Consider the following 16600-nt stretch of genomic DNA (forward strand, 5'->3'; position numbering starts at 1 on the left):
CTAGCGCTGCGAGGCGTAGTCCTCGGCGGCGGCGACCTGCTCGGCGGTGGGGCGCACGCCGGTGTAGAGGGCGAACTGCTCGGCGGCCTGCAGGGCGGCGACCTCGGCACCCGAGATGACCGGCTTGCCGGCCTCGCGGGCGGCGCGGATCAGCGGGGTGTTGACCGGGGAGGCCACGACGTCGAAGACGACCTCGGCGCGGTCGATCTCCTCGGGGGAGAAGGACAGCTCGTCGGCCAGGTCGCCCTCCATGCCGATCGGGGTGACGTTGACCAGCAGGCGGGCGTCCTCGGGAACCACGCCGGAGAACTCCCAGTCGTAGCGGCCGGCCAGCGAGGTGCCCGTGACGTGGTTGCGGGCGACGACGGTGCCGCGCATGCCGTGGTCGGTCAGCGCGGCGACGACGGCGTTGGCCATCCCGCCCGAGCCGCGCACGGCCACCGGCAGCGTCTGGTCCACGCCGTGCTGCTCCAGCAGCGAGGCCACGGCCGTGTAGTCGGTGTTGTAGCCGGTCAGCTCGCCTTCGTCGTTGACGATGGTGTTGACCGCGTCGATGCGCGCCGCCGAGTCCTCGAGGTGGTCGATCAGCGGGATGACCTCCTGCTTGTACGGCATGGAGACCCCGGCGCCGCGGATCCCGAGGCCGCGGATGCCGGCGACGGCCGCGGTGATGTCCGCGGGCGCGATCGGCTTGTAGACGAAGTTCAGTCCGAGCTCGGCGTAGAGGTAGTTGTGGAAGCGCACGCCGTGGTTCGAGGGGCGCGCGGCCAGGGAGATGCACAGTGCGGTCTCGCGGTCGAGACGGTTGACCTGTTGCCGGGAAGTGAGCATGGGGCCCACCGTAGAACATTCCGGGAGCCACCCGCGAACTCTCCGGGCGGTGCCGGTGTGCCGGGTCACAGGCGCATTCGGGGGTGCGGTGCGGCGCCTTGGGGGTGGCTCGGCGCCGGTGCCGGCGCCGCCGGGAGTCGATTGACGACGTCGCGCACGAGACGTCCGCGGGGACTGGTGCGGGTGTGCGCGGGGCGGGCTGCGAGGCGCGAGGCCGGGTGCGTGGCGGGTGTGCGCGGGGCTGTGTGGCGGTGTGCGCGGGGTAGTGCCGGGGTGCGCGACGGGGTGTGCGCGGGGCGGTGCCGTGGTGCGCGCGGGGTAGTGCCGGGGTGCGCGACGGGGTGTGCGCGGGGCGGTGCCGTGGTGCGCGGCGCGGGACGGGACGGGGCGGGTGCCGCTAGGCTGGGCGGCGGTTCGTCCCCGGGGTGCCGCCCCGGACGGTGCGGGCCGTGTTCGATCGCCCAGTTCTGTTGGACTCTCTTGGACCGTTCCTGACGGAATCTCTCCCCAGTGGAAGGTAAATGGACATGAGCTTTTTCGAGGACATCGCAACGGCGCTGGACAGCGACGGCATCGAGTCGAGGGTCGGCGGTGAGGTGCTCTTCGTGCCGATCACCTCGGACGTGGAGATCCAGTTCGTCGAGGTGGACCCGCACCTGCCGGCCGCGAACGTCTACATCGCCGCCGCCGACGTCGACGAGGACGACGAGGACTTCTCGGCCGCCCTGGTCTCGGTCGTCTTCTCCGTGGCGGACGCCGTGCGCACCGTCGCCGCGCACATGGCCGAGGACCAGGTGATCACCGTCCTGCGCGACCTGCTCGACGGCACCGACGAGCGGATCGGGGACCTGGAGTTCTTCCAGGACCCGACCGACCCGAACCTGGTGCGCGCCGAGGTGGGCGCCGCCTCCGAGCTGCAGGTGCTCGTCGCCGCGGTCGACGACGTCCCGCGCGCCTCCGTCAGCTTCGTGACCACCAGCGACGAGTACGAGGACATGGTCGACCAGGCCATCGACGAGCTGTGGGAGAGCAACTCCGAGGACGACGCCGTGCTCACCGAGGCCGACCGGCAGCGCCTCTTCGCGCACCTCTCCGACGAGGCCGCGCTGGCCTCCCAGGAGATCCTGGAGCTGGGCTCCTTCGCTGACTTCGACAAGCTCTTCGACGTGCTGGCGCTGGCCGCCGAGCAGGCCGAGAACTGGGAGAGCCAGCTGATGCCCGTCGACGACGACCTCCTCGAGCCGGACGTCTACGACCTCTACGGCGCCGACCACGATGATGTGGTGGCCACCTCCGCCGCCGGGCTGCTCGGCCACGGTGAGCTGGACGACGGCGACCTCGACGACGATGACGACCTCGAGTGGGACATCGACGACGACCTCGACGGCGAGGACGAGGACGACGATGATCTCGACGGCGACGATGATGACGACGAAGACCTCGACGATGACGACCTCGATGATGAGGACGACGACGAGGACGATGACGACGACTTCGACGATGATGATGAGGACGACTTCATCGACGACGAAGACGACGAAGACTCGGACGACGACTCCGATGACGGCGTGAGCGGAGCCGAGGCCGGGAAGACGGCGGGGGACACCACTGGGAAGCCCGAGAAGCCGGCCGACCGGTGACCCTCGAGCGCCCTGCCGGCGTCGACTCCGGCGGACCCGGTCGCGCCGAGGCCGGCCGCGTCGATGGCGCCGATGCCGCCGCCGGTTCCGGCGGGGCCCCGCGCGTCCTCCTCGACTGCGACACCGGCATCGACGACGCTCTCGCGCTCGTCTATCTCGCCGGCCTGCACGTCGCAGGCGAGATCACCCTGGCGGGCGTCAGCGCCACCGCCGGCAACACCACCGCGCACCAGGCCGCGGCCAACAGCGCCTGGATTTTGCGTCTGTGCGGCCTCGGCGACATTCCCGTCGTCGCGGGGCTCCCCGCACCCGAGCACGTCGAGCTGACCACCACCCCGGACACCCACGGGCCCACCGGCACCGGCTACCTGCGCGCCGAGGTCGACCCGCAGCGCCTGCCCGCGGGGCCGGAGGCCCTGACCGACCTGTGGGGCCGCGTCGAGGCTGACCGGCTGATCGTCACCGGCCCGGCCACCGACGCCGCCTTCCGGCTCCGAAGCGGGGCCCGCCTGCCGCGGACCACCCTGATGGGTGGGACCTACGACTACCCGGGAAACACAACCCCGTTCGCGGAGTGGAACTCCTGGGTCGACCCGCACGCCGCCGCCGAGCTCTTCGACTCCGGAACCGCCGTGACCGTCTGCTCGCTCGCGGTCACCGAACGCTTCACCGTCGACCCGGACTTCCTGGGCGAGCTCATCGCCGCCTTAGGACCGGTGCCCGTGGCGAAGCGCCTGCCCGAGATGCTGCGCTGGTACTTCGAGTTCCACCGCGCCGTCGGCGAGGGCTACCTCGCCCAGATCCACGACGCCGTGACCTGCATGATCGCCCTGGGAACCGTCGACTTCACCGCCACGCCCGCCCGCGTGCACGTCGACACCGAGGGCGAGCACCGCGGCCGGACCACCGCCGACCGGGAGGGAAACGCCACGTCGGAGGGCGGGACGTCGGCAAGCAACGCCCTGATCGTCGACGACGTCGACGTGGCCGGGGCGCGCGCCGAGCTGCTGCGCTCGGCGACACTGCTGGCTGGTTTCCTGCGTTGAAGCGCCCGCGAGGTAGCATGCGCGGGGTAGAAGGGGACCGTCCCGGCGAGGTGACATAGCCGGGGCGTACCGCGGGCCACACCGCGGCCCGTCCACGCCGGCGCACCGCGCGCCGCCCGACGCAGAGGAACACCATGTCACCGAAGACCGCCCACAACGCCGCGGACGACTCCGCGAAGACGACTCCCGCCTGGACGCCGCTGCAGCGCGCCGGGGCCATCGCCGGCGGACTGCTGATCGCCGGCACCTGGCTTTTCCTGGTGCTCACCCGCCCGGGCGACTGGGAGAGCGTCGGTGGGTCCTGGCAGGCCGTGGTCACGCTGCTCGGCTACCTGGGCGGGGCGGTGCTGCTGCTGTGCGCGACCGTGCCGCGACTTCCCGTGCGCACCGTCTCGGTGATCCCGGTGGCCATCGCGCTGAACATCGTCGTCGGCCAGATCGTCGGCACCATGACCCCGCTGCCGCTCTACCTGGACTCGTTGGGCACCGCGCTGGTCGCCGCGCTCGGCGGGCCCGTGGCGGGCCTGGCCACCGGCGCGCTCAGCTCCGTGGTCTGGGGCGTGTTCAACCCCTCGGCCCTGCCGTTCGCCGCGGGCTCGGCGGTGACCGGCCTGCTCATCGGCTGGGCCGTGCGCCGCGGGGTGCTGCGCAACATCGTGCTCACGGCCGTGGTCGGCGCGCTGATCGGCGTGGTCACCGCGATGATCGCCGCCCCGGTGGCCGCCTTCGTCTACGGCGGCACCTCGGGGCTGGGAACGGGTGCGGTCGTCTCGCTCTTCCGCGAGATGGGCAACTCGCTGCTCGGCTCGGTCACCCTGCAGTCGATCCTGTCCGACCCGCTGGACAAGGCGCTGGTCATGCTCGCCGTGTGGGGCACCGTCAAGGCGCTGCCGAAGCGCACGCTGCGCGCCTTCCGGGCCCCCGACGCGGTGCCGGCCGTGCGTGGCCGGGGTGCGGATGCCGCCGGTGCCGCCGGTACCGCCGGTGCCTCGGGTACCGCGGGTGCCGTCGACGGTGGTGCCGGCGCGTAGGGCGGGCGGCAACCCGCTGACCGGGTTCGCGCTCGCCGCGGCCGCCTGGCTGCTCGTCCTCGGGGTCAACCGGGCGTGGTTCTCGGCGGCCGTCGTCACGCTCGTCTTCGCCCACGCTGTACTGCGTGGGCGGGCGCGCACCGTCATCCCGGGCAGCCTGCTGGTCGCCGTGCCGGTCGCCGCCAGCGCCGCGATCATCCACATCCCCTTCGGCGAGCAGCGCGTGGCCCCCGGCATCACCCTCGACGGGGCGGCCGTGGCCGGGGTGCTGGGCCTGCGGGTGCTCGCGCTGGTGGCCGTCGTGATCGCCGCCGCTGCGGCCGCCGACGTTCCACGCCTGGCCGTGGCCATGCAGCAGGCCGGTCTCGGCGGCAAGCCCGCCTACCTGGTCGCCGGCGCCCTGCAGACCGTGCCCGAGGCCCGCGACGCCGCCCGCACCGTCGGCGAGGCCAACCGCCTGGCCGGGCGCCGCGTCGGCGTGCGCACCGTGCTGCCGTGGACCGTGGTGCCGCTGGTCTCGCTGCTGATGACACGGGCGGTCGGTCGCGCAGGCGCCCTGGAGGCCGCCGGCGTGGGGCTCGCGGGAAAACGCACCACCTTCCGCCCGATTGACGACGTCCCGGGCGAGCGCGTGCTGCGCCTGTTCGCCGTCCCGTGCGCGGCGCTTGTGGTCGCCGCGGTGTGGGCGGCGCGTGCGGGGTGGTTGCCGTGATGGGAGATGCTGAGGCAGGAGATGCTGCGATGGGAGATGCTGCGGCAGGAGACCCTGTGGCTGGAGACGCTCTGGCAGACGACGGCGTGGACGGCATGCGGGTCGACGCTCTCGTGGACGCCGTGGCCGGTGAGCTTGCGGCGGGGGAGGTCCTGCAGCTGGTCGCCCCGTCCGGGTCGGGGCTCAGCCGGTTGGGCACCCGGCTGCGCGCGCAGCCGCCGACCGGGTGGGGCGCGGTTGGTTTGGTCGAGCAGGACGCGCACCTGCACGTCACGGGGCTTAGAGCGACCGTGGCCGAGGAGCTGGCCTTCCCCCTCGAGCAGCGCGGCGTGGAGCGCGCCGAGATGGAGGCGCGTGTCTCCGGGCTGCTGGCTGAGGAGGGCCTGGGGCTCTCCGGGCTTTCGGAGCGCGACCCCGCGCGGCTCTCCGGCGGGCAGACACGCAGGCTCGCGGTCGGTTGCGTGCTGGCCACGGATCCGGACGTACTGGTCCTCGACGACTCGTTCGCCGGGTTGGATCCGCGGGCGCGGGAGCGACTGGCCGGGCTGTGCCGCCGGTTCGCCGGTCGTGGTGGCCGGGTGCTGGTGCTGGGTACGTCCCCGGTTGCCGAGCTCGGCGGGGTGCGGGCCGTGAGTCCGGCGTCCGGCGCGGACGGACGGATGCGGCTGGTGGCGTTCACGGATCCGGGACCGGTGGAACTGCCGGAGCGGGTCGGGCCGGCCGGTGAAAACGGCGCCGGTGACGGTGATCAGGCTGACGCGGGTTGCGCGGGTGATGGTGCTGATGTCTCCTGCGCGGATGAGGCCGCAACCGGAGCCCACCGGCCAAAGACGGTCGCGGTGATCCGCGGGCTGGTCGCCCGTCCGGGATACGCACCGGAGCCGAAGGGGCGCGTCCGTCGGGTGCTCGGGAAGCTCTTCTCCCGGAAGTCGAAGGCCGCCCGGGTGGTTCCGGAGGCCACCGGGGCTGCCTCCGCACCCGGGCATGACCACAGGACCGGCGACTGGTTCGGGCCGGTCGACCTGAGCCTTGCCGCAGGCGAGGTGGTCTGGCTGCGCGGTCCGAACGGCTCGGGCAAGACCACGCTGCTGCGGGCGCTGGCCGGACTGGGGCCGACGCCGGCCGAGGTCGACGCCTCCGTCGCCATGGCCGTCCAGGACCCCGACGACCAGGCCGTCGACCCGACGGTCGGGCGGTGGGTCGGCTCGGCCGAGAGGTGCACGGCCTGCGGGCTCGACCCGGAGGAGCACCCGCTGGATCTGGCGCGGGCCGACCTGCGCGTCGCGCAGCTGGCAGCAGTGACCGGGCTGGGCCGGGAGGTGGTGCTTCTCGACGAGCCCGACGTGGGACTCGATCACGCGGGGCGCCGGCGGGCGCACCGGTTGATCGCAGAGGCACTGGCCTCGGGTGCCGCGGTGGTTCTGACCTGCCACGATGTCGGTTTCGTCGGAGAGGTCGGCGGTTACGCGACGGTTCGACAGGTCGATCTGGCGGCACCGCGCGAGACGCGATGACGCCGGTCAGGCGATGCGACACCCGTCAGGCGATGAAGAGCCCGGGCTGCATCCAGCCGCCGTTGTCATCGTTGTCCCCGTCATCCTCGTTGGAGCTGAGGTGATCGGAGTAGTGGGCGTCCACGGTGTCGTCGAAGCTGGCGCCTTCGGAGGCGTCACCGCAGTGGTCGCCGTCCATGGCGTCGTCGCAGCTGGCGCCGTCGGAGGCGTTACTGGGGTAGCCGCCATCCATGGCGTCGCCGAAGACATCGCCGTGGCCGGCATGGTCGGTCGCGTCGGACTCTTCGTGTTTGGCCCGTTCGGCGAGGTAGTCCTCGTAGTCGTCGAGCCAGTCGGGCGCCTCGGGTACAGGTGTCCCGGGATCATTGGTCGGTTCAGAGTTATCGGTTGCCCCGGGGGCACCTGCGCGCGGGGGACTGCCCTCCGGTGGGTCGGCGTTGGCGTCGCGGATCTTCGACCCGGCGGCTCGGCGTGCCCGGGAGGTCTCGTTGAGGTCCACCGGGGTCAGCCCGTCGGCCGTGTGGAATCCGGTGTGTCCGACTCTTCCGGTCTCGGGGTCTCTGTCGGCCCATCCGCGTTTCCACTGGGGATCTCGTCTGTCGTTGTTGTCTCCGTGGTGGTCCTTGCATCTGAGCGTGAGGTTCTCGACGTCTGTGCGGCCGCCGAGCAGCCAGGCGACGAGGTGGTGGACCTCGCAGGCGATGGCCGGCTCGGTGCAACCGGGGTAGGAGCAGACCAGCTCAGTGGCGACCAGGGCCGCCTTCTGCATGAAGCTCGCCGGCCGCAGCGAGCGCCCGGCGTGCAGCGGGTCGCCATTGCGGGAGTGCAGGATCTCGATGTCGTAGGCCGAGGCCTGCAGAGCGAGCATGTCGAAGAGAGTCAGGTCCACCGAGGTGTTGGTGGGGTAGGCCTTGCGCCAGACCGGGATCCTGTCCGGGTCCACGCGACCGGCGTCGCCCAGGGTCTCGAGATTCCTGCTGATGGCCGAGGCGGCCTCATCGATCTCGTCGAGGTGCTCGGCGGTCAGCGAGATCAGCAGGCCGGCGCAGCCCCTGGCCTTGTCCGTCGCTGCGGCGTAGTGGGCCAGGGCCTGGAAGAAGGCGTCGCACTTGCGCTGCTTGGCGGTGCGGTTGTCCTTCTTCTTGGTGGGCTTCGGCCCGTCGCCCGGAGGGGTGTCGGGGGTGAGGTCGGGGATGTCGGTGCCGGGCTTCAGCGCGTCGGCGAAGAGCTCCTCGACCAGCGCGACCATCGGCGGGGTCAGCTTCGCCTGGAGTGTCGCCGATCCATCGGCGCTGATCGGGGAGAGCCAGGCGTAGCGGTTCTTGTACGGGGCGAGCGGGTCGCGGGCCCCGAGGTTGACCTCGGCAATCCGGGAGCGCAGCCAGGCGCGCAGGTCCTCCGGGGAGCGTTTGTCGGCCTCGAGGATGGCCTCCTTGCGCAGCTCCTCGCGACCGATGATCGCGGAGTCGAGCAGGGTCTTGAGCTCGGTGTCGATGATGCGGGCCTTCTCGGCGGCGAGTTTCCTGGCGCGGGCGAGGCGGTTGGCCTCGCGTTTGTCGGCCTCCGCCTTGCGGCGGCGCTCCTCGGCGGCACGGCGCTTGGCCTCCTCGCGTGCACGTTCCTCGTCCTCGCGGCGGCGGCGTTCTTCACGTTCACGCTGCTCGCGTTCGCGCTTCTCCCGCTCCTGCTGCTCGTGCTGCTGCTGTTCGCGCTCTGAGCCGAAGGGAGCGAAGGTGTTGAAGGGGTTGAAGGTGCCGTCGGCGGACTCGTCGCCGGAGGTGCTGCTGGAGTCACCGTCGGTGTGGGTGGAGCTTTCGGCGTCCGCGGCCTGGCCGTCACTGTCAGCCTGGCCGTTACCGTCCGTTTGACCGGAACTGTCCTGGTCGGCGCCGGGGCTCCCGGTCCCCGGATCCCCCGGCCCGGCCGCGGCGGGCTGGGCGGGACCGTAGATGGACTTCGCGGCCTCGATACGGGCCCAGGCCTCCTTGCGCGAGATCCCCAGCGTCTCGGTGAGGAAGAGGTGGGTCTTCGAGGTGCCGGCCAGGTTGCCGGCGCGGTGGACCTCGGAGAGGTGGGCGAAGGCCGCGTCGACCATCGCCTTGGAGGCCAGGGAGGTCTCGAGCTCCTTGATCGCGGGGATGGTCGCGGTGAACGTGTGGGCGTCGAGGCCGCTGTCGAGAATCTCGGAGATCTTCTCCATGGACTCGGCGCAGGTGCGGGCCAGAGCGGTGATCTCCGCGACGCGCGGGTCATCGGAGCGGTTCTTGGTGGTCGCGGTCATCAGAGTCACCCCCTCGGCGGTGATGGTCCGTTCCCGGTGGTGCGGCCCCTCGCCGCGTGAATTTCCCCCGAGTGTTGTTCGTGCTTTCCGGTGTCGAGCCTAGCGATCCATGCGATAGAACGCAAGTGTGTTCGAGTATATTTTTCGAAGTTTCTTGGGGTCCGTCCGCTGATTATCCGGTGTGTGCGGCGAGATCCAGGCGGGTTGTGACTGTTTGGCCGAGGCAAACGCGTGGTCGAACATGGTCTGCATCCGTATCCACGCTCACGGATGTGTGCCCGCCCTGCCGCCCGCGCCTGTCCGGCCTGCCGGTCCCTGCTTGCCCGGCCGTGCCAGCCGTGCCGGCCGCGCCCGACCGCCCTGCCGGCCGCGCCGGTCCGGCCGCCGGGCCCCGCCCGCCGAACCCCGTCAGGCCGCCTCGCCGGCGGTGAACAGCGACGCGGGGGAGTGGACCGGCGCGAAGTCGCGGTCGACGAACCAGCAGAAGGTCGGTGCGGTCTCGCCGGTGAGCTGGTGGACGGCGTCAGCTGCGGCGGTGGGCACCAGGGCGCGCACCCAGGCCTCCGGGGTGGCCGCGGGCAGTTCCTTCTCGGTCGCGCTGAAGCGCAGCATGAGCAGGTAGGCCGGCTCGGTCTCGGAGCTCCAGCCGCGGATGCGGGCCCGCGCGCGGGTGCCCACGCGGTGGCGGCGCACGGCGACGACGGCCGCGTCCTCGCCGAGCACCTCGGGAAGCTGCAGTGTCGGTGGACGCCAGCGGGCTCCGGGACGTACCAGCGAGCGCGGGTGCCGGACCATCGAGAGCACGTTGCGCAGCGAGTCGGACTCGCGGTTCTGGATCATGCGCGCCAGCGAGCCGGCGAGATCCGGGTCCGGGGTCTCGGCGCGGTGGGTGGGGCGGCGCCGGACGCCGCGCACGTTGCGCGTGGCCGCACCGTGGCGCGCGGGGGAGCCGTCACGCGCGGCGCCGTGACGGGCCGCGCGCCCGCCACGGCTCACCGGGAAACGGCCGGCCGAAGAACGGCCGCGCCCGCCGATGGAGGAGAAAGCGTCAGAGTTGCCGGGGTTCGTGGAGTTCTTCATGACCCGCACATTAAGAACGCCGCGTGACGGGAAGGCCCCACTCCGCCGCAAAATTAGAACACACATTCTAAAACCTGGCGCTGTCCAGGACGTTCGGTGGACTTCGTGCGCGCCCGGGGTAGGGTGGTTGCGGCATTGAGCGCCCAGAGGCCACCGGAAAGGGCGGACGCACAGACCGCCATGGCCCGTCAGGGCCCGCCACAGGACAAGACCGCCCACAGAGCAGGGGAGCACCACCGAGAAAGCCATGTCAGAGACCCAGACCGTCACAACCGCGAAGCCGAAGATCCCCACCGAGATCTGGGTGCTCGTCGCAGCAGCCTTCCTCATCGCCCTGGGCTACGGGCTGATCGCGCCGATCATCCCGCAGTTCGCGCAGAGCTTCGACGTCGGCATGGCGGCCGCGGGCGCGGTGGTCTCGATCTTCGCGTTCTCGCGCCTTCTCTTCGCGCCGGCATCGGGCAAACTGATCGACCGGCTGGGCTCGCGCGGGGTCTACCTGACGGGCCTGTCCACGGTCGCGGTGACCACGGGTGCGGTCTCGGTCGCCCAGGAGTACTGGCACATCCTCCTGCTGCGCGGCCTGGGCGGCATCGGCTCGACGATGTTCACCGTCTCGGCGATGAGCATCATCGTCCGCTTCGCCCCGCCGACGATCCGCGGGCGGTGCTCCTCGGCCTACGCCTCGGCGTTCCTGCTGGGCAACATCATCGGCCCCGTCCTCGGCGCGGCGCTGTCCTCGCTGGGCATGCGCGCGCCCTTCGCCATCTACGGCGCGACGCTCTTCGTGGCCGTCGGCGTGGTGTGGTGGCGCATGCCGCACGCGGGCACGGGACGCACGGCCAAGGACCCGACTCACCCGCCGATGACCTTCCGCGAGGCCTTCGCCGACCGCGCCTACCGCTGCGTGCTGGTCTCCGGCTTCGCCAACGGCTGGTCCAACTTCGGCGTGCGCGTGGCCACCCTGCCGCTGTTCGCGGCCGCCGTCTTCGAGCACGGCGGGGCGATCGCGGGCCTGGCGATGGCCGCCTTCGCCTTCGGCAACGCGATCTGCCTGCAGTTCTCCGGGCGCCTGGCCGACCGCGTGGGCCGCCGCCCGCTGATCCTGATCGGGCTGGCCGCCAACGGCGTCTTCACCGGCACGCTGGGCCTGGCCGACAGCTTCTACCCGCTGCTCATCGCCTCGGCGCTGGCCGGCGCGGGCGCGGGCGTGCTCAACCCGCCGCAGCAGGCCGTGATCGCCGACGTCATCGGCAACAAGCGCTCCGGCGGCAACGTGCTGGCCAACTTCCAGATGGCCCAGGACGGCGGCACGATCCTCGGGCCCATCGTCGTCGGCGCGGTCGCGCAGGCCGCCGGCTTCCCGGTCGGCTTCGCCGTCTGCGGCGCGGTGACCGCCCTGGCCTTCCTCTCCTGGGCGCTGCACGGGCGCGAGACCCTCGAGGCCGCCGGCGGCGACCTGCGCTCAATTGCCGACGTCCCGTCCCACCCCTCCGGCGCCGAAGGTTCCACGGGCGCGCCCGGCGCCGAAGCTTCCACGGGCGGGCCCGGCGCCGCAGGCGCCGGCACCGCCGACGGTGCGGCGACCGGCGACGGTGCGGCGACCGGCGACGGTGAGCGGCGCGACGTCGGCAAGCGGAGGGGGCGCGCGTGACGCAGGCTTCCACGCGGCCGTGGCACGCGCTCGGGGCGCTGTGCGTGGGCCTCTTCGTCACGCTGCTCGACCAGTCCTTCGTGGCGGTGGCCCTGCCGGACATCCAGCGTGAGCTGGGCGCCTCGGTCAACCAGGCGGTGTGGGTCTCGGCGGTCTACCTGCTGACCTTCGCGGTGCCGCTCTTGGTCACCGGACGCCTCGGCGACCGGTTCGGGCAGCGCACGGTCTACCTGTGCGGCATGGCGATCTTCACCGCGTGCGCGGCCGGCTGCGCGATGGCGCCGACGATCGAGGCGCTGATCGTGCTGCGCGCCTGCCAGGGCTTCGGCGCCTCGCTGGTCAACCCCCAGCCGCTCAGCGTGATCAACCGGGTCTTCCCGGCGGACCACCGCGGCCAGGCGATGGGGGTGTGGTCGGCCGTGGCGGGCTCGACGGGGATGTTCGGGCCGGTGCTCGGCGGGTTGATCGTCGGGATCGCCGACTGGCGCTTCGCGTTCGCGGCCTACGTGCCGCTGGGCCTGGTCTCGCTGCTGCTGGTCTCGCGCTGGGTGCCGCGCCTGGAGCGCACGGCCGCGCACGTCGACCCGGTCAGTGCGCTGGTCTCGCTGGTCGCGGTGCTCGGCGTGGTCTTCGCGCTGCAGGAGGGCCCGGAGCTCGGCTGGGGCCCGGAGCTTATCGCGGTGCTGATCGTGGGGCTGGCCGCGGGTGTGGGCTTCGTGTGGCTGCAGGCCCGTGCCGGGCGCACCGGTAGGGAGGCGCTGATGCCGCTGGAGCTCTTCGCCAACAACAACTTCGCCCGCGGCGCGCTGGCGGTGGCCACGCTCGGCTTCGCGGTCTACGCGGTGCACCTGCCGATCATGCTGTACCTGCAGCAGGTCAAGGGCATGGACCCGCGGCACGCGGGGCTGATGATGATCCCGATGGGCGTCCTCTCGGTGATCGTCGCGCCGATGGCCGGCAGGCTGACCGACCGGCTGGCGCCGGGGCTGATCTCGAAGACGGGCTTCGGCTTCCTCATCGCGGCGATGTGCTCGTTCGCGGTGGTGATGTGGCTTGAGGCTCCGGTGATGTGGACGCTGGCGCCGATCTGCCTGCTGGGTGTGGCCAACGGGGCGTGCTGGTCGCCGAACTCGACGATCTCGATGCGGGGGCTGCCCGAGCACCTGGTGGGGGCGGGCTCGGGGGTCTACAACACCTCCCGGCAGGTCGGCGCGGTGCTCGGCGCGGCCTCGCTGGGCGCGGTGCTGCAGGTGGGCACCGGGCCGCTGGGTCAGGCCGGCGCGCTGGCCGTGGGCATGCTGCTGCCGGTCGGCGGGCTGCTGGTGGGGCTCTACGCGGTCTCCGGTTTCCGCGCGACGACGCGGGTGCGCTCGCAGGACGCGGCCGGGTAGGCGGCGCCGGGCCGGTGCCCGCTGTGCACGCCGCGCACACGCCGGGTGTCCGCACATGCGCACATGCAGGGCACCCGCCCGGAGACGACTACCGCGTGCGCGGGTGGCGCACGACGATGACGGTGCGCCGCGCCCGGGCACCCGGCAGGTCGCCGGAGGAGAGCATCTCGAGCATCGCCGCGGAGCTTGCCGGGTCGAGGTGCTCGGTGGGCTCGTCGAGAAGCAGCACGGGGGAGTCAGTGAGCAGGGCTCGGGCGATGAGCAGGCGGCGGCGCTGGCCGTCGGAGAGGCTCTCCGCACCCGAGTCGAGGATGGTGGCAAGGCCCCGGGGAAGGCCCGCGACCCAGTCCTCGAGTCCGACGGCCTCGAGCACCTGGTGCATCTGGGCGTCGGTGGCGCCGGCGGCACCGACGGCGAGGTTGTCGCGCACGGTGGTGGCGAAGACGTGGGCGTCCTCGGGGGTGAAGAAGACGCCGCGGCGCAGCTCGTGGGCGGGGTAGTCGGCGGGTGCGAGCCCGCCGATGATCACGGTGCCGCCGCGCGGGGGCAGGAGACCGGCGAGTGTGAGCAGGAGCGTGGTCTTGCCGTAGCCGGAGGGGGCGACGATCTCGCGGAAGCTGCCGAAGGGCGCCTCGAGGTCCCAGGTGGCCACGTCCGTGTCGAAGCCGACGACGAGGCCGCGTGCGACGACGTCCGGCTCGGCGGGCGGGCGCGGGCCGGAGGCCACAGCGCCGCCGGCCAAGGCCCCCTCCGCCACGGACCCGTCCGCGGCAGACCCCTCCTCAGAAGCCCCCGACCCCTCGGCGAACGCGGCGATCCGGCGCGCGGCACCGGCGGCCCGGGTGAGCGTCTCGGCCGCGGCGGGCAGCTCGCCGGTCGCTTCGAAGGCGGCCAGGGCGAGCAGCACGAGCACACCGAGCCACTGCGGGGAGTGCCCGTCGGCCAGGTAGAGACTCCCGGCGAGCAGGATCACGCCCAGCACGGTCAGCCCGTGGATCCAGCTCTGGGCGCCGGCGGCCCAGGCGAGCGCGGGGGCCCCGGCCTCGGTGGCGCGTTCGCGCTCGCGGGCGGCGGCGTCGGCACGCGCAAGCGCGCCGTCCAGCTCGCCGCGCACACGCAGGGCGGCCGAGCCGGAGAGGACCTGGTCGACCTCGGCGGTGTAGGCCTCGCCGGCCGCCGCCCGGCGGTCCTCGGCCACCCGCACGCCGCGGGCGACCAGCCACGGCGGCACGACGGCCGCGGCCACCAGCCCCACAGCCAGCACGAGGGCGGCGGCGGGGGAGACGAAGAGTACGAAGACGACGGAGACGGCCCCGGTGACCACGGCGGTGCCCACGGGCACGACGGCGCGCACGATGACGTCGGCGACCTCGTCGACGTCCTCGCCGAGCCGGGTCAGCAGCGCCCCGGAGCCGAGCCCCATGGCCTTCCGCGGGTCGCCGGCGGCGAGCAGCCGGTAGGCGCCGACGCGGGTGCGCCCGGCGGTGCCGAGTGCGAGGCGGTGGGCGGAGAGCCGCTCGACGTAGCGCAGCAGCGCCCGGGAGATGCCGAGGGCGCGCACGGCGGTGACGGCGACCATGACGTCCATGACGAAGGGCCGCTGCCAGGCCTTGGTGATCAGCCAGGCGGAGACGACGGTCAGCGCGATGGAGGCGAGCATGGTGGCGGTCCCCGCGGTGACGGGGCCGATCAGTTCGCGCAGCCGCAGCCCGGTCAGGGGCCGGGCGGCGCGCAGGGCGGCCAGATCGCCGCGCAGGGTCTTGGTGGCGCTCATGCGTTCACCTCGATGACACGGTCGGCGGCGGCGATGAGCAGCGGGTCGTGGCTGGCGGCGACCACGGTCACCCCGTCGGCGGCGCGCCGGCGCAGCTGATCGATCATGACCAGCGCGTTCTCCTCGTCGAGGTGGGCGGTCGGCTCGTCGCAGACCATGAGCGCGGCGTCGCGTTCGAGCTCGCGGGCGAAGGCGACGCGCTGGCGCTGGCCGAGCGAGAGCCCGGAGGTGTCGCCCACCGACGCCGGATCCAGGACGGGACGCTGCGGCAGGTAGGAGACCCGCCGCCACAGCTCGTCGCGGTCGAGCACCTCGCCGCCGGACTCGACGTGGGCGGTGCCGGTGACCCCGTCGGTGACGATGCCGAGCAGCGCCAGCAGCGCGGTCGACTTGCCGGCGCCGTTGGGCCCGGCGAGCACGGTCAGCGCGCCGGGCTCGGCGACCCCGCTCAGGTCGTGCGGGCGCGCACCGTCGCGGTCGGGCACCGTGAGGTGTGCGAAGACGACGCGCACGCCCTCGTCGGTTTTGCTTGACGACGTCCCGTCCGCCTCCGCGTGTGCGCTTCCCGCGCGGTCGGCGTGGGCGCCGGCGCCGGCGCCCACGCCGACGCCAGCGGCCCCGGCGTCGCCTTCGGCGCGGCCGGAATCCGTGTCCCCGGTGTCCGCGGCTCCCGAACCGGTGTCCGCGGAACCAGGCCGCGCGGCACCCGCCATGGCACCGCCGGCGAGCGCCCCGAGCACGGCGTCGGTGGCGGCCAGGCCGTCCTGGGCGTCGTGGAAGCGGGTGCCCACCTCGCGGATGGGGTTGTAGACCTCGGGCGCGATGACCAGGACGGTCAGTCCCGCGGCGAGGGTCATGTTGCCGTCGAGGAGGCGGAAGCCGATGCCGACGGCCATCAGCGCCACCGAGAGGGTGGCGAGGAACTCCAGCACGAGGCTGGACAAAAACGCGATGCGCAGCACGGAGACCGTGGAGCCGGTGTGCCGGTCGGACAGGCGGCGGACCTCGGCGAGGGTGTCGCGCTGGCGGTCGACGGTGCGCAGGGTGGGCAGCCCGGCGATGAGGTCGAGCAGCTGGTCGGTCAGGACGGAGAGGTCGCGCAGGCGGCGCTCGGTGCGCCCGGCGGTCAGTGTCCCCACCAGCCACATGAAGAAGGGGATGAGCGGGACGGTGACCAGGGCGATCAGAAACGACGGGGTGTCGAGCCACCAGACGACGGCGAGCATGACCGGGGTGGCGATCACGGTGCCGGCGAGCGCCGGCAGGAAGCCGGTGAGATACGGCCCGAGCCCCTCGATGCCGGTGCCCAGCGTGGTGCGCCAGGCGGCGCGGTCGACTCTGCGGGGGTCGGCCAAAGCGAGGCGCTCCAGTGCCTTCGCACGCAGATCGACGGTGACGGCAGCGGCTGCCCGGTGGGCGAAGCGGGACTGGGCGAAGGAGACCGTGCCGCGCACGAGGACGGCTGCGGCCAGCGCCCCGAGGTGCCCGGCCCAGGAGCTCAAGGGCCGCCCGGGCTGTTCGATCAGCCCGGCGGTGACCAGGCCGACCATCAGTCCCATGACCACGGTGGCCACGGACTGGCAGGCGGTCAGGAGGCCCGCCACGCCGATCCAGCGCCGGGTGGGCGCGGACAGGCGCAGCAGGCG

General features: G+C 72.9%; 11 protein-coding genes and 1 pseudogene. 7 read left to right on the forward strand and 5 right to left on the reverse strand.

The window, feature by feature from the left end:
• The gene (locus CFRA_RS04475) at positions 1 to 831 is read right to left on the reverse strand and encodes a shikimate 5-dehydrogenase (RefSeq protein ID WP_075663637.1); all 831 of its coding nucleotides are present in this window, start codon (positions 829 to 831) and stop codon (positions 1 to 3) included.
• 527 nt (positions 832 to 1358) lie between these two features.
• Here CFRA_RS04475 and CFRA_RS04480 point away from each other — a divergent pair.
• From CFRA_RS04480 to CFRA_RS04500, 5 genes and pseudogenes are all read left to right on the forward strand, one after another.
• A pseudogene (locus CFRA_RS04480) lies at positions 1359 to 2093 on the forward strand (DNA primase); the annotation flags it as partial.
• 374 nt (positions 2094 to 2467) lie between these two features.
• Positions 2468 to 3517: a nucleoside hydrolase gene (locus CFRA_RS04485; RefSeq protein WP_083666832.1), complete on the forward strand. Its 1050-nt coding sequence runs from the start codon at positions 2468 to 2470 to the stop codon at positions 3515 to 3517.
• A 134-nt stretch (positions 3518 to 3651) separates the two neighbouring features.
• Entirely contained in the window at positions 3652 to 4548 is an 897-nt protein-coding gene (locus tag CFRA_RS04490) for a glycosyl transferase family 9 (RefSeq protein WP_075663639.1), read from the forward strand.
• Positions 4535 to 5260 carry a hypothetical protein gene (locus tag CFRA_RS04495; protein WP_075663640.1) on the forward strand — a complete coding sequence of 242 codons (726 nt, stop codon included), beginning with the start codon at positions 4535 to 4537 and terminating at the stop codon, positions 5258 to 5260. The genes CFRA_RS04490 and CFRA_RS04495 overlap by 14 nt, the downstream gene beginning before the upstream one ends.
• A gap of 56 nt (positions 5261 to 5316) precedes the next feature.
• Positions 5317 to 6774 (forward strand): ATP-binding cassette domain-containing protein, encoded by a 1458-nt coding sequence (locus CFRA_RS04500; protein WP_075663641.1) that lies wholly within the window; start codon positions 5317 to 5319, stop codon positions 6772 to 6774.
• Between the two features lie 25 nt (positions 6775 to 6799).
• On the opposite strand, the gene CFRA_RS04505 is transcribed toward CFRA_RS04500, so the two are convergent.
• Together CFRA_RS04505 and CFRA_RS04510 are read right to left on the reverse strand one after the other, a co-directional pair.
• Positions 6800 to 9055 (reverse strand): HNH endonuclease signature motif containing protein, encoded by a 2256-nt coding sequence (locus tag CFRA_RS04505; protein ID WP_075663642.1) that lies wholly within the window; start codon positions 9053 to 9055, stop codon positions 6800 to 6802.
• Positions 9056 to 9463: 408 nt separating this feature from the next.
• On the reverse strand, positions 9464 to 10135 hold the full coding sequence (locus CFRA_RS04510) for a hypothetical protein (protein WP_083666834.1): 672 nt from the start codon (positions 10133 to 10135) through the stop codon (positions 9464 to 9466).
• Between the two features lie 247 nt (positions 10136 to 10382).
• Between CFRA_RS04510 and CFRA_RS04515 the strand changes: the two genes are divergently transcribed.
• Positions 10383 to 11789: an MFS transporter gene (locus tag CFRA_RS04515; protein ID WP_083666835.1), complete on the forward strand. Its 1407-nt coding sequence runs from the start codon at positions 10383 to 10385 to the stop codon at positions 11787 to 11789.
• Positions 11786 to 13180, forward strand: coding sequence for a DHA2 family efflux MFS transporter permease subunit (locus CFRA_RS04520; protein WP_075663643.1), 1395 nt, complete (start codon positions 11786 to 11788; stop codon positions 13178 to 13180). The genes CFRA_RS04515 and CFRA_RS04520 overlap by 4 nt, the downstream gene beginning before the upstream one ends.
• 88 nt (positions 13181 to 13268) lie before the next feature.
• Here the strand turns inward: CFRA_RS04520 and cydC are convergent, their stop codons facing one another.
• A complete protein-coding gene (gene cydC, locus CFRA_RS04525; protein ID WP_083666836.1) occupies positions 13269 to 14954 on the reverse strand; it encodes a thiol reductant ABC exporter subunit CydC in 1686 nt (561 codons plus the stop codon).
• Positions 14951 to 16594 carry an ABC transporter ATP-binding protein/permease gene (locus CFRA_RS04530; protein ID WP_083667031.1) on the reverse strand — a complete coding sequence of 548 codons (1644 nt, stop codon included), beginning with the start codon at positions 16592 to 16594 and terminating at the stop codon, positions 14951 to 14953. The genes cydC and CFRA_RS04530 overlap by 4 nt, the downstream gene beginning before the upstream one ends.
• Between the last annotated feature and the right edge of the window lie 6 nt (positions 16595 to 16600).

This window comes from Corynebacterium frankenforstense DSM 45800, from assembly GCF_001941485.1.
In the GTDB taxonomy this organism is placed as follows: Bacteria; Actinomycetota; Actinomycetes; order Mycobacteriales; family Mycobacteriaceae; genus Corynebacterium; species Corynebacterium frankenforstense.

Excerpts from the sequence above, each read along its gene's own strand:
- CFRA_RS04510 (WP_083666834.1), bottom strand. The coding sequence starts at position 10,135 with ATGAAGAACTCCACGAACCCCGGCAACTCTGACGCTTTCTCCTCCATC.
- CFRA_RS04490 (WP_075663639.1), top strand. The coding sequence starts at position 3,652 with ATGTCACCGAAGACCGCCCACAACGCCGCGGACGACTCCGCGAAGACG.
- CFRA_RS04475 (WP_075663637.1), bottom strand. The coding sequence starts at position 831 with ATGCTCACTTCCCGGCAACAGGTCAACCGTCTCGACCGCGAGACCGCA.
- CFRA_RS04515 (WP_083666835.1), top strand. The coding sequence starts at position 10,383 with ATGTCAGAGACCCAGACCGTCACAACCGCGAAGCCGAAGATCCCCACC.
- cydC (WP_083666836.1), bottom strand. The coding sequence starts at position 14,954 with ATGAGCGCCACCAAGACCCTGCGCGGCGATCTGGCCGCCCTGCGCGCC.
- CFRA_RS04505 (WP_075663642.1), bottom strand. The coding sequence starts at position 9,055 with ATGACCGCGACCACCAAGAACCGCTCCGATGACCCGCGCGTCGCGGAG.